The organism is Pelomonas parva, assembly GCF_043555835.1.
In the GTDB taxonomy this organism is placed as follows: Bacteria; Pseudomonadota; Gammaproteobacteria; order Burkholderiales; family Burkholderiaceae_C; genus Pelomonas; species Pelomonas parva.
In genome coordinates this window covers 485,835-497,540 of record NZ_JBIGHV010000005.1, presented here as the reverse complement: position 1 = coordinate 497,540, position 11,706 = coordinate 485,835, and the positions used below count along the sequence as shown (strand labels likewise).

General features: G+C 69.6%; 13 protein-coding genes. 7 read left to right on the top strand and 6 right to left on the bottom strand.

What is annotated here, in order from left to right:
- The first annotated feature begins 21 nt into the window (after positions 1 to 21).
- The 7 genes from ACG00Y_RS16130 (at position 22) to ACG00Y_RS16100 (ending at position 7,503) form a co-directional block, all read left to right on the top strand.
- Entirely contained in the window at positions 22 to 1,143 is a 1,122-nt protein-coding gene (locus tag ACG00Y_RS16130) for a sensor histidine kinase (RefSeq protein WP_394480534.1), read from the top strand.
- A gap of 4 nt (positions 1,144 to 1,147) precedes the next feature.
- Complete coding sequence (locus ACG00Y_RS16125; RefSeq protein WP_394480533.1) at positions 1,148 to 1,897, top strand: LytR/AlgR family response regulator transcription factor; 750 nt, start codon at positions 1,148 to 1,150, stop codon at positions 1,895 to 1,897.
- Between the two features lie 45 nt (positions 1,898 to 1,942).
- A complete protein-coding gene (locus ACG00Y_RS16120) occupies positions 1,943 to 2,686 on the top strand; it encodes a substrate-binding periplasmic protein (protein ID WP_394480531.1) in 744 nt (247 codons plus the stop codon).
- Between the two features lie 75 nt (positions 2,687 to 2,761).
- Complete coding sequence (locus ACG00Y_RS16115; protein WP_394480530.1) at positions 2,762 to 4,204, top strand: Ada metal-binding domain-containing protein; 1,443 nt, start codon at positions 2,762 to 2,764, stop codon at positions 4,202 to 4,204.
- The gene (locus tag ACG00Y_RS16110) at positions 4,201 to 4,689 is read left to right on the top strand and encodes a methylated-DNA--[protein]-cysteine S-methyltransferase (protein WP_394480528.1); all 489 of its coding nucleotides are present in this window, start codon (positions 4,201 to 4,203) and stop codon (positions 4,687 to 4,689) included. Before ACG00Y_RS16115 ends, ACG00Y_RS16110 begins: the two co-directional genes overlap by 4 nt.
- A complete protein-coding gene (locus ACG00Y_RS16105; RefSeq protein WP_394480526.1) occupies positions 4,686 to 5,567 on the top strand; it encodes a DMT family transporter in 882 nt (293 codons plus the stop codon). Before ACG00Y_RS16110 ends, ACG00Y_RS16105 begins: the two co-directional genes overlap by 4 nt.
- Positions 5,568 to 5,646: 79 nt before the next feature.
- Positions 5,647 to 7,503 (top strand): right-handed parallel beta-helix repeat-containing protein, encoded by a 1,857-nt coding sequence (locus ACG00Y_RS16100; RefSeq protein ID WP_394480525.1) that lies wholly within the window; start codon positions 5,647 to 5,649, stop codon positions 7,501 to 7,503.
- A gap of 1 nt (position 7,504) precedes the next feature.
- Here ACG00Y_RS16100 and ACG00Y_RS16095 read toward each other — a convergent pair whose 3' ends face one another.
- The 6 genes from ACG00Y_RS16095 to ACG00Y_RS16070 all read right to left on the bottom strand — a co-directional run bounded on the left by ACG00Y_RS16095 (position 7,505) and on the right by ACG00Y_RS16070 (position 11,705).
- Positions 7,505 to 8,095, bottom strand: coding sequence for an exopolysaccharide biosynthesis protein (locus ACG00Y_RS16095; protein ID WP_394480523.1), 591 nt, complete (start codon positions 8,093 to 8,095; stop codon positions 7,505 to 7,507).
- A gap of 47 nt (positions 8,096 to 8,142) precedes the next feature.
- Entirely contained in the window at positions 8,143 to 8,835 is a 693-nt protein-coding gene (locus ACG00Y_RS16090) for a Bax inhibitor-1 family protein (RefSeq protein WP_394480521.1), read from the bottom strand.
- 123 nt (positions 8,836 to 8,958) lie between these two features.
- A complete protein-coding gene (locus ACG00Y_RS16085; RefSeq protein ID WP_394480519.1) occupies positions 8,959 to 9,315 on the bottom strand; it encodes a hypothetical protein in 357 nt (118 codons plus the stop codon).
- Positions 9,316 to 9,415: 100 nt separating this feature from the next.
- Complete coding sequence (locus ACG00Y_RS16080; protein ID WP_394480518.1) at positions 9,416 to 9,883, bottom strand: hypothetical protein; 468 nt, start codon at positions 9,881 to 9,883, stop codon at positions 9,416 to 9,418.
- A complete protein-coding gene (locus ACG00Y_RS16075; RefSeq protein ID WP_394480516.1) occupies positions 9,864 to 11,171 on the bottom strand; it encodes a hemolysin family protein in 1,308 nt (435 codons plus the stop codon). The genes ACG00Y_RS16080 and ACG00Y_RS16075 overlap by 20 nt, the downstream gene beginning before the upstream one ends.
- 138 nt (positions 11,172 to 11,309) lie before the next feature.
- The gene (locus ACG00Y_RS16070) at positions 11,310 to 11,705 is read right to left on the bottom strand and encodes a hypothetical protein (RefSeq protein WP_394480514.1); all 396 of its coding nucleotides are present in this window, start codon (positions 11,703 to 11,705) and stop codon (positions 11,310 to 11,312) included.
- Position 11,706 lies beyond the last annotated feature (1 nt).

Sequence of the window (11,706 nt, the reverse complement as noted above, 5' to 3'; positions counted from 1 at the left end):
CGCTTCCTACACTCGCGCCCCATGACGTTTACCGAGGAATTCGCCCAGGCCCTGCGCCACCAGCGCACGCTGATGAAGCACCGGCCCGACCGGCTGCGCGTGCGGCTGCTGATCTGCCTGATCTGGATGCTGGGCTTCGGCTTCTTCTTTGCCAGCATCCACGGCGTGCAGCACGGGCGGCTCGGCAACGTGCACTGGTGGCGGCACGACGTACCGCCCCACCTGCTCGTCAGCGCCTGCGTGACGGCCTGCTTCTTCCTCGCCTTTCGCGGCTTCGAGAAGCTCGCTCCGCAGCGCTGGCTGGACGCCATCGTCGGCTGGCGGGACTGGCGTGCCGGCGTGTTCTACACGGGCCTGTCGGTCGGCTGCTCGGCCATCGGCGTCATCTTCGGCCTGGCGGCAGTGGACCTCGTCTGGACCACGCCCGGCTGGTACCGGGCGATGGCCAAGCCGGGCTTCTGGGCCCAGTTCCTCGGCATCTCGGCCTTCATTTCCGTGTTCCTGGGCCTGCGCTACCGCGCACGTTGGAAGCAGGAGGCCTTGCAGGCCCGCGTCACCGAGGCGCAGCTGCGTCTGCTGCAGGGCCAGATCGAGCCACACTTCCTGTTCAACACGCTGGCCAATGTGCAGAGCCTCATCGACTTCGACCCCGTGCGGGCCAAGCTGATACTGGAGCGCTTCACCGACTACCTGCGCGCCAGCCTGGGCCAGCTGCGCGGCGATGCGACGACGCTGGCCCAGGAGTTCGCGATGCTGGAGGCCTACCTCGGCCTGATGCAGGTGCGCATGGGCGAGCGGCTGCGCGTGAGCCTGGACCTGCCGGCCGACCTGAGCGGCTTCGAGCTGCCGCCGCTGCTGTTGCAGCCGCTGGTCGAGAACGCCGTTCACCATGGCCTGGAGCCCAAGATCGGTGGCGGCGAGATCGTCGTCAGCGCGCGGCGCGAGGCCGGTGCGCTGGTGCTCGATGTCGAGGACGACGGCCTGGGGCTGGACGGCCCCCAGCGCCGCAGCGGCAACGGCGTTGCGCTGGCCAACATCCGCGCCCGCCTGGCCGCCCGCTGGGGCGCCGCCGCCACGCTCACACTGCAGCCGCGCGACGGCGGCGGCACGCGCTCCCGCATCCAACTTCCACTCCCCATCTGAAGCCATGCCCACCGCACTGATCGCCGACGACGAACCCCATCTGGCCCAGTACCTCCAGGCACAGCTGGCCCAGGCCTGGCCCGAGCTGCAGATCGTCAGGATTGCCGCCCACGGCATCGAGGCCGCCGAGGCCATCGCCGAGCTGGAGCCGGACGTGGCCTTCCTCGACATCCAGATGCCTGGCCTGACGGGGCTGGAGGTGGCGCAGGGCATCGAGGGCGAGACGCGCGTCGTGTTCGTGACGGCCTACGACCAGTACGCCGTCGACGCCTTCGAGGCGCGCGCCGTCGACTACCTGCTCAAGCCGCTGAAGGCCGACCGCCTGGCTCGCTGCGTGGAGCGCCTGCGCGCCGAGCCCACCGCAAGCGTTGACGGTGCGTTGGCCGAGACCCTCAAGCGCCTGCTGCCGGCGGCAGGTGCGGCGCCCACCCGGCTGCGCTACATCCGCGCCGCCCAGGGCGAACTGATGCACCAGGTGGCCGTCGACGATGTGCTGTTCTTCCACGCCGACGACAAATACACCATCGTGCAGACGGCCACGGCCGAGCACCTGATCCGCACGCCCATCTTCGAGCTGGCCGGGCAGTTGGACCCCGACCGCTTCTGGCAGGTGCACCGCTCCACCATCATCAACCTCGACCACCTCGCCGGCACCCGCCGTGACGAGCAGAGCCGACTGTTCGTGCGCATCCGTGGCAAAGGCAACGAGTTGCCGGTCAGCCGCGCCTACGTCCACCTGTTCAAAGCCATGTGAGAGTCGCGGGCTCCGGCTAGAGTCGGGGGCATTCCAGCCTCCGCCATGTTCTCGCGCCGCGCCTTCACGCCCACTCTGGCCTGCCTGCTGGCAGCGCTGGGTGGTGGCGCCCGGGCCGCGTCGCCGGTCTGGGTCAGCCACGACATTCCGCCCTTCCTGTGGCGCGGCGCCAAGGGCCCCGAGGGCTATGCGTTCCAGCTCTTCCAGCGCGTCGTCAAGCAGGCTGGCGTGGTCGCCGATCTGCACATCTACCCCTGGGCGCGGGCGTTCCGCATGCTGCAGACCGGCCAGGCGCACGCCGCCCTCGTCGTGACTCGCACGTTCGAGCGCGAGGCGCAATACCGCTGGCTTTTCCCCGTGGGGCGCTTCCGCTATGCCGTCATCACACGCCAGCCGCTCGGGGCCGTCCTGGGTGACTTGGCGGCGTTGAAGTCGCTGCGCGTCGGTGTGTTGCGCGCGTCGGCCGCCCACAGCCTGCTGGCGGCCACCGGCGTCCCCCAGCTCGTCGAGGGCAAGGATTTCAACGAACTGCTGGCCCTGCTGAACCGCGGCATCGTCGACGCCGTCTTCGGCCCGGAGCCGGTGCTGCGCACCCTCGACACGCGAGCCGGTGGCGAGGGCGTGGGCATCACGCCGATCAAACAGGCCCAGGAGTTCTACGCCGTCGCCGGCACGACGATGAGCGATGACGGCGCCCAGCGCATCCGCGCCGCCTACCAGCACCTCGTCGATACCGGTGTCGTGGCCCAGCTCCGCAAGACCTACCCCGACGCCTGGTTCGCCGACTAGCCCTCTTTCGGCCCGCCTCAGGGGCATGTCCGAAAACTGCCAGTCCTGGGCCACGGCCGCGCCTAGACTGGCCGCATGGTGCTCGAAATCCTCCCTCCTGATGCCGCCTATGCCGCGCTGCAGGCGCATGACGCGCGCTTCGACGGGCGGCTCTTTGTGGGTGTCACGTCCACCGGCATCTACTGCCGCCCGGTCTGCCGCGTGCGTCTGCCCCGACGCGAGAACTGCCGCTTCTTTTCCACCGCCGCCCAGGCCGAGGCTGCAGCGTTTCGGCCCTGCATGAAGTGCCGGCCGGAGCTGGCGCCGCGCGCGCTGCCGTGGACGACGATGGATGCCTCGCGCACGCTGGCCCAGCAGGCGGCCGTATGGCTGGACGCCTGCGCCGACGCCGAGGCCAGCGTCGAGGGCCTGGCGGCGCACCTGGGCATCACGAGCCGGCATCTGCGCCGCATCTTCCAGGCCGAGCACGGCGTGTCGCCGCTGCAATACCTGCAGACGCGCCGCCTGCTGCTGGCCAAGGCGCTGCTGACCGACAGCGCACTGCCCGTGCAGGACGTCGCCTACGCGGCCGGCTTTGCGAGCCTGCGTCGCTTCAACGCGGCCTTCATCGAGCATTACCGGCTGCAGCCGACGGCCTTGCGTCGCGAGGGCGGCGGCAAGGCGACCGTGTCGCGGCTGCGGCTGAGCTACCGCGAGCCCTACGACGTGGCCGGCGTGCTGGCCTTCCTGGCGCCGCGCGCGGTTGCCGGCGTCGAGCGGGTGGAGGAGGGCGCCATCACGCGCTCACTGGCCTTGACGCATGCCGGCCAGCGCCACGCCGGCTGGCTGCGCGTGCGCTTCGACAAGGCCGGCGAGGTCGGCGTCGAGCTGTCGCCCGCGCTGTGGCCGGCCGCCGGGTCGCTGCTGCCGCTGCTGCGCCGCTGGCTGGACCTGGACGCCGACCCTGTGGCCATCGCCGCCGCGCTGGGCGAGGGCGCCGTGCCGGGCCAGCGGCTGCCGGGCTGCCTGGACCGCTTCGAGCTGACGGTGCGTGCCGTGCTCGGTCAGCAGGTGACCGTCGCGGCCGCGCGCACGCTGGCCGGCCGCTTCGTCGAGCGCTTTGGCGAGGCGCTGGCCGACGCACCCGAGGGCAGCCACCGGCTCTTTCCAACGCCGGAGCGCATCGCCGCCGCGACGCGCGACGACATCGCCTCGCTGGGCATCATCGGCCGCCGCGCCGACAGCCTCATCGCGCTGGCGACCGCCTGGCCGACGCTGGCCTTTGCGCGCGGCGAGGGCGGCGCGGAAGCGGCTGCCGGGGAACTCACCACCATCCCCGGCATCGGCCCGTGGACGGCCGGCTACATGCTGATGCGCGGCTGGAGCTGGCCCGATGCCTTCCCACCCGGCGACGTCGTGCTGCGCAAGGCGCTCAGCGCCGGCAGCCTGCCTGTCTCGCCCAAGGCCTACCTCGCGGTGGCGGAGCGCTATCGCCCGTTCCGCAGCTACGCCGTCCTGCATCTCTGGAGACACTCATGAGCCACCACATTCTGCAGCGCCGCATCGCGACGCCCCTGGGCCCGCTGACCGCCGCCCGCAGCGCCGCCGGCCTGTCGGGCCTGTGGTTCGACGGGCAGAAGCACCACCCGGGCGCGCTGGCCGTGCCCGAGGACGACGGCAGCGACCCGGTGCTGGCCGCCGCCGAGGCCGCGCTAACCGCCTACTTCGGCGGCAAGCCGTTCGAGATGCCGCCGCTGGACCCGGCCGGCACGGCCTTCCAGCGCGAGGTCTGGCAGGCGCTGCTGGCCATTGCGCCGGGGCAGCCGGCGACGTATGGCGCGCTGGCTGGGCGGCTGGGCCGGGCCAGCGCCGCGCGCGCACTGGGCGCGGCGGTCGGCCGCAATCCGATCTCGGTGCTGGTGCCCTGTCACCGGGTCGTCGGCGCCGACGGCTCGTTGACCGGCTACGCCGGCGGGCTGGAGCGCAAGCAGGCCTTGCTGCAACTGGAGGGCCGCACGGCATGAAACCTTTCGACATCGGCGAGCTGGTGCTGCTGGCGGCGCTGTGGGGCGCCTCCTTCCTGTTCATGCGGCTGGGTGCGCACGAGTTCGGGCCGATTGCGCTGGCCGCCGTGCGCGTGGGCCTGGCCAGCGCGCTGCTGATCCCGCTGCTCGCCTTTCGCGGGCAGCTGGGCGAGATGCGCACGCACTGGAAGGGGCTGCTCATCGTCGGCGCGCTGAACAGCGCCATCCCGTTCGCTTTGTTCGCGTTCGCGGCGCTGTCGATCACGGCCGGCCTGTCCAGCATCGTCAACGCGACGACGCCGCTGTGGACGGCCGCCGTCGCCTTCGTCTGGCTGCGCCAGGGACTGACGCCGCTGCGCACGCTGGGCCTGGTCATCGGCTTTGCCGGCGTGGCCTTCCTGGCCTGGGACAAGGCCAGCTTCAAGCCGGGGGCCGACCACTCCGGCTTCTGGGCCATGCTGGCCTGCCTGGGCGCGACGCTCTGCTACGGCGTGGCGGCGAACGCGACGAAGCGCCTGCTGGGCGGTGTGGCGCCGCTGGTGGTCGCCACCGGCAGCCAGTTCGCCGCCGCGCTGATGCTGGCGCTGCCCGCCGCCTGGCTGTGGCCGTCAGCGCCGCCCGGGGCCGGCGCTTGGAGCGCGGTGCTGGCGCTGGCGACCTTGTGCACGGCGTGGGCCTACCTGCTGTACTTCCGGCTGATGAGCCGCGTCGGCGCGACGAATGCGGTGTCGGTGACCTTCCTGATCCCCGTGTTCGCCATGCTGTGGGGCGCGGTCTTCCTGCAGGAAGCCATCACGGCGCAGATGGTCGTCGGCGGTGCCATCGTGCTGGTGGGCATTGCGCTGGCGCTGGGGGTGGTTCGCTTCGGACGGCGCTGACGTGGTAGCGTGCGGCTCCCGCAGCTGGTAGCGCTACCGTCGGCGCCCGCGCGGGACCAATAACAGGCTTGGAGACCGCATGACCACCCCTTCCCATTCCGCCCTGGCCCGCCTGCGTCGCTGGGCCGGCGCCCTCGGCCTGCTGGCCGCGCAACTGGCCGTCGGCACGGCCGTCGCCCAGCCTTCGGGCGGACCCTATGGCCCCGTGCCGCAGCGCTATGCCGTGCCCAAGGCGGCGCATGTCTACTTCGTCGCGCCCGACGGCAAGGCGGCAGCCTCCGGCGCTTCGGTCAACGAGCCGACGACCATCGAAGCGGCCATGACCCGCGTCGTCACTGGTGACGCCATCGTGCTGCGCGGCGGCACCTACCGCACCGGCGGGCTGCAGCTCAACCAGGGCATCACCATCCAGCCCTACCTGGACGAGGTGCCCGTGCTGAAGGGCACGCGCGTGGCCACCGAGTGGCAGGCGCTGCCCAACAACGTCTGGCGCACCAAGTGGGCGACGCTGTTCCCCGCCCAGCCGCTGGGCTGGTGGCACGCCGACCGCGAAGGCATGGTGACTCCGCTGCACCGCTTCAACAACGACATGGTCTTCATCGACGGCGAGCCGCTGCAGTCCGCCGGTTGGGCCGGCGAGATGGGAGCCAAGGGCTACTACATCGACTACGCCAAGGGCCATGTCTACATCGGCGTCAATCCGGCGGGCAAGCTGGTCGAGATCACTGCGCACGACGTGGCGCTCCACCGCCCGTCACGACCCGTGCACGGCAAGGCGTCCGACCGCAAGGGCTTCACGCTGCGCGGCGTCACGCTGACGCAATACGCCTACCGCGCCATCGACATCGAGGGCAAGAAGCCGGCGACGCTGGTGTCCGAAGAGCCGACCGATGACCCCGTGGGCATCTCGCCCGAGTCCGAGCACGGCAAGGAGGTCGTCGGCACGCTGCTGGAGAACGTCACCATCACGCATTGCTCGCGCGTGGCCGGCTTTTTCCGCGGTGACAAGCTGGTCATCCGCAACTCGCTGGTCAGCGACACCAGCACCGAGGGCATCTATGTCATCGGCTCGTCGGACGTGCTGCTGGAGCGCAACATCGTCCGCCGCAACAACGTCGAGCGCCTGACCGGCTACTACCCCTCGGCGGTGAAGATCTTCAACCAGTCGCACCGCGTGGTCGTGCGCGACAACCTGGTCATCGAGCATCCCCATTCCAACGGCGTCTGGTGGGACGTGGGCAACCAGGACGCGGTGTTCGTCAACAACCATGTCGAAGGGACGATGGCTGGGCTCTTCTTTGAAATCTCCAAGGGCCTGCTGGCGGCCGGCAACGTGTTCGTGAACAACCAGCAGGCCATCCGCGTGCTGAACAGCTCGGGCGCCCGCATCCATCACAACACCCTCGTCAACTCGCAGGTGCTGATCGACCGCAACGAACGCAGCGCCCAGGGCGACCATTTCGGCTGGCATCCGCAGACCGGGCCGGACGTCAACGAGCGCGTGGGCCATGTCTTCGAGGGCAACCTGGTGGTGGCAGATGCGGCCGTGAAGGGCCCGCTGCTGCGCTTCGAGCAGGGACCGCTGACCTGCGGCAAGGTCACGGCGCCGATGACGACGCGCGTGGACGGCAATGTCTATGTGCGCGCCGCCGGCAGCCAGCCGCTGGTCAGCTGGGCACCCGTGCCCGGGACGCCTTGCCAGACCAGCTTCGCCAGCCTTGACGCCTTCCGCCAGGCCGTGCCCGGCGTCGAAGCCAGGGGCAGGGCGTTCGCGGGCTACGAGGGCGCCGTGTTCCGCAGCCCGGAACTGCGCCGCTTCGAGCTGGCGCGTGTGCCGGAGGGTGTGCAGCCGCTGCCGGTGCCGGCGGACGTGCGCAAGGCGGTGGGCTGGACCGAGGCCACCCACCTGCCGGGCGCGCTGCCAGCAGCGCGTTGAATCAGTTGAACGCGTTGGCGATCAGGAACATCAGCGTCTTCGCCATCGCATAGATCACGCCGGCGACGACCGTCAACGCGGTCGCTGCCAGCCCTGCGCCGCAGAGGACGCACAGGCCGTCACGCTCCATCAGCCCCAGGCACAGCACGCAGACGGCGAAGGCCGGCAGCATGTTGCCCAGCGGGATGGGCAGGAAGACGACCAGCGACAGCACCAGGCACATGGCGCCCACCAGGCGCTCGGCGACCACGCCTGACAAAGCGCGCCAGCGCGGGCGCAGCAACTTCTCCGCCCGCGCCAGCCAGGGCGCCATCTTGTTCACCACGGACGAGAACTGCGCCTGTGACAGCGATCGATTCGCCAGGAAGTCGGGCAGCCAGGGCCGCCCGCCGAAGGCGAGCTGTGCGGCCACCAGCAGCATGGGCAGGCCCAGGATGGCAGACGCGCCCGGGGGCACCGGGATGACGTTGGGCAGCGCGAAGATCAACAGCAGCGCCGCCAGTGCCCGGTCACCGAGCAGATCGAGCAGGTCCTTCAGCGACACCCGCTCGCGGCCGGGGTCGGCCGCGAGCGTCGCCAGCGAGATCGACAAGGGGCCGGCGGGAGTGCCGGCGCCCTGGGTACCTCCTGCTGCGGCGCTCACTCGTCCCGGCCACCGGCCAGGCCCAGCAGGGCCAGCAGCGACTGGAACACGTTGTAGATGCTGAGGTAGACGCCCAGTGTGGCGGTGATGTAGTTGGTTTCGTAGCCGTCCTGGACCCGCTTGAGGTCATGCAGGATGAAGGCCGAGAAGATGCCGATGGCCAGCACCGACAGCGTCATCATCAGCGCGCTGCTTTGCAGGAAGAAGTTGGCGATGCCGGCGACCAGCAGCAGGATGGCGCCGATGAACAGCCACTTCCCCATGGCGGACAGATCGCGCTTGATGACGGAACTCAGCGTGGCCATGCCCAGGAAGATGGCGCCCGTGCCGGCGAAAGCGGTCATGATCAGGCTTGCGCCATTGGCCAGGCCCAGCACCGAGCCGACCAGCCGCGACAGCATCAGCCCCATGAAGAAGGTGAATGCCAGCAGGATGGGCACGCCCGCGGCCGAGTTCTTGGTCTTCTCGATCGCGAACATGAAGCCGAACGCGCCGGCGAGGAAGACGACCATGCCGATGCCAGGAGACATCGCTCTCGCCAGACCGGTGGTCACGCCCAGCCAGGCGCCGATGACGGTTGGCACCATGGACAGGGCCAGCAGCCAGTAGGTGTTGCGCAGCACGCGGTTGCGCTCGGCCGTCGACAGGGTGCCGACGACGTAAGGGGAATGTTGCATGGAGGGGTTCATGATGAATCCTGAGGTGGTTGGGATGAGGTGAGGAGCGTTGCGGCGAACCGCAAGCCCGGCTGGAACGAATCAGAAATGGGCGCCGGCCGGCAGCGACCGACGGACCCGCCGGCGGGCGGGCGTCTAGCGGCCGCGTGGTGGCCGGTCGAGCGCGGCCAGCGCAGGGCTGGGCAGGCACGGGCGCGTGGCATCCACGGCCGCTGTCCACACGCTGGGGGCGCTCCAGCTGCCGGCCACCAGCAAGGCGCATTCCTGCGCATCGGCTTCCGCCACCTGCGACTCAACGGCCGGGGCGTCCTGACGCGGCTGCCCGTCTGCTTCGCCCAGCGCGATGCGCTTGTCGACCTGGCCAGTTTCGGCCACTGCAGCCACCGCCGTTTCAGGCGCGGCCACGTGTTCGCCGGCCAGGCTGAAGGGCGCGGCCACGAACAGCAGCGTCACGAACAGCAGACGGGCGATCAATCGACAGGTGAAGGTCACGGCGGGAGTCTAGCGATGACGATGGTGGTCTGGCGGCGCGCAGGGGTGTGGAGCAAGGGGCAAATTTCGTGCCGCTGCGCCCTCTGCGAGTTGAGCGTCCTCATGAAGTGCGCTCGCAGTCGCGGATCAGCAGCGTCAGGTACAGAGCGGCCTTGCTGGCATCGGTCCACGCCGTGCTCTCCAGGACAGTCGCGACGGGTTGCGCTTCCCGATGGCTGCTGGCCCGGAGCACGACGTCGTAGGTTTGGTCTTGCTTGTCAAAAACAAGGTCCGTGTCCATCGTGCGCACGAGCTTGGATGTTGTTTGGAGGGGCCGCTGGCCTTTGCGGCGGTACTCGACACTCAGCACGCAGGGGCCATCCATCGAATAAGACCATCGGCGCTCGGGATGCGCCTGCCGTGCAAGCTCGTTGAGGGCGGCGAGGCGTTCGTCATTGGACTGGTCGAAGGGGCTCACGCGCGGCGCATCGGCTTCCGGGTAGCCCCTCGTGCATGCGGCCAAGGCGACCAGCACCACGCAACAAGCCAGCAGCAGCGGCCGTCTTGCCTCAGCGCGCATCGTCGGCATCGCCCGCTCCGCCATGGCGGGTCGCCAGCACCTTGTCGATGGTCCTGCCGTCGGTGTTGACGACCTCCAGGCGCCACCCCTCCCAGACGACCTTGTCGGACAGCTTGGGCATGCGGCCGGTGAGCAGCATCATCATGCCGCTGAGCGTGTGATAGCGCCCGCGCTCCTCCTCGGGCACTGCGTCCAGTTCCAGCCTGTCCTTCAGTTCCGGCACCGGGATGTGTCCGTCCAGCAGCCACGTCCCGTCATCGCGGCGGACCGCCCAGGCCGAGGCCGGGTCGCGCGGCTGAAACTCGCCGGTGATGGCTTCGACGAGGTCTTGCAGCGTCACGAGCCCCTGCACTTCGCCGTACTCGTCGATGACGAAGGCCAGGTGCACGTCCGAGGACTTGAAGTTGTCCAGCAGTTCCATGCCGGTCAAGGTCTCGGGAACGTAGAGCGGGGGTTGCAGGTTTTCCTCGAGGTTGACCGTCCCGCTCCTGACCACCCTGGACAACAGCTGCCGCGCATTGACGACACCGATGATGTTGTGCAGGCCGCCGCGCACCACCGGGAAGCTGGCGTGGTCGGATGCTTCGATTCGCGCCAGGCATTCCTCAAACGGCCAGTCCAGGTCCAGATAGCCCACGTCGCCACGCGGCACCATGAGCGAGCCGATCTCGCGATCGTCGAGCCGGAAGACGTTGCGGACCATCGTGTGCTCGTGCGACTCGATGACGCCTGCGCTCGTGCCTTCGGCCAGGACGGCATGGATCTCCTCCTCGGTCACGTTGAAACTGCTGCTTTGCTTGACGCCCAGCATGCGCAGCAGCGCGTTCGTCGACCCGGACAAGAGGCGCACGAAGGGCTTGGTGGCCATGGCCAGCGCGCTGATCGGGCGGGCGACAAGCCGCGCCACCGCCTCGGGATGGGCCTGGCCCAGGCGCTTGGGCACAAGCTCGCCGAAGACGATGGAGAAATAGGTGATCAACACGACGACGAGGCCCGTTGCCAGGCCTGCGGCGTACTGGCCCGGCACGCCAAGCGACGCCAGCCAGATGGCCAGGGGGCCGGCCAATGCCGCCTCACCCACGATGCCGTTGAGGATGCTGATGGACGTGATGCCGATCTGGATCGTGGACAGGAAGCGCGTCGGGTCTTCGCCGAGCTTGAGCGCAGCGGCGGCGGCGCTGTCGCCCTCATCGACCAGGCGTTGAAGGCGTGCCCGGCGTGCCGTGACCAGGCCGATCTCCGACATGGCGAACAGGCCGTTGATGAGAATCAGGACGAAAAGTAGAGCAATTTCCATAGGGGCGTGCCGGCGCTCTGGGCGCCGCACGAAAGCTGAGGGCCGGACGATGCGACCCGTGGGAAAGACGGTCGGCATCAGGACGATGCCCACCGGCGGCCGAAGGCCGCGGCAGGGAATTGGGAGGAGGGCTGCCGCCTAGAGCAGCAAGTCGCTTGGCGGCCGCAGGGCGCGGCGCAGCACGGCATCCGGCGCTTGCGGAAGATCGAGCACCGGGCGCCATTGGCGAACCCGCAGTGCCGTCACCGCGTAGGCAAACGGGACACAGTGGTCGCAGACATCGTCGGACGTGTCGCTCAACTCCGACAGCAAGACCTGGCTGTCACCGTGATCGCCGTCGGCAGCCTTGAGCGGGGTTGCCGCCGGACTTGCTGCCGCCGAGTCCTGCCCGTGCAGGTGCTGCAGCAAATACGGCTCTACATGCACGGCGGCAAAGCCGTAGGCCGGCAGCAGCAGAACCAGAATGAAAGTGCGCATCCAGCGGATCACGATGGGCGCATTGTAGAAGCGCAGATGTCGATGGGCCGGCTGCACG

Excerpts from the sequence above, each read along its gene's own strand:
- ACG00Y_RS16130 (WP_394480534.1), top strand. The coding sequence starts at position 22 with ATGACGTTTACCGAGGAATTCGCCCAGGCCCTGCGCCACCAGCGCACG.
- ACG00Y_RS16125 (WP_394480533.1), top strand. The coding sequence starts at position 1,148 with ATGCCCACCGCACTGATCGCCGACGACGAACCCCATCTGGCCCAGTAC.
- ACG00Y_RS16120 (WP_394480531.1), top strand. The coding sequence starts at position 1,943 with ATGTTCTCGCGCCGCGCCTTCACGCCCACTCTGGCCTGCCTGCTGGCA.
- ACG00Y_RS16115 (WP_394480530.1), top strand. The coding sequence starts at position 2,762 with ATGGTGCTCGAAATCCTCCCTCCTGATGCCGCCTATGCCGCGCTGCAG.
- ACG00Y_RS16110 (WP_394480528.1), top strand. The coding sequence starts at position 4,201 with ATGAGCCACCACATTCTGCAGCGCCGCATCGCGACGCCCCTGGGCCCG.
- ACG00Y_RS16105 (WP_394480526.1), top strand. The coding sequence starts at position 4,686 with ATGAAACCTTTCGACATCGGCGAGCTGGTGCTGCTGGCGGCGCTGTGG.
- ACG00Y_RS16100 (WP_394480525.1), top strand. The coding sequence starts at position 5,647 with ATGACCACCCCTTCCCATTCCGCCCTGGCCCGCCTGCGTCGCTGGGCC.
- ACG00Y_RS16090 (WP_394480521.1), bottom strand. The coding sequence starts at position 8,835 with ATGAACCCCTCCATGCAACATTCCCCTTACGTCGTCGGCACCCTGTCG.
- ACG00Y_RS16080 (WP_394480518.1), bottom strand. The coding sequence starts at position 9,883 with ATGCCGACGATGCGCGCTGAGGCAAGACGGCCGCTGCTGCTGGCTTGT.
- ACG00Y_RS16075 (WP_394480516.1), bottom strand. The coding sequence starts at position 11,171 with ATGGAAATTGCTCTACTTTTCGTCCTGATTCTCATCAACGGCCTGTTC.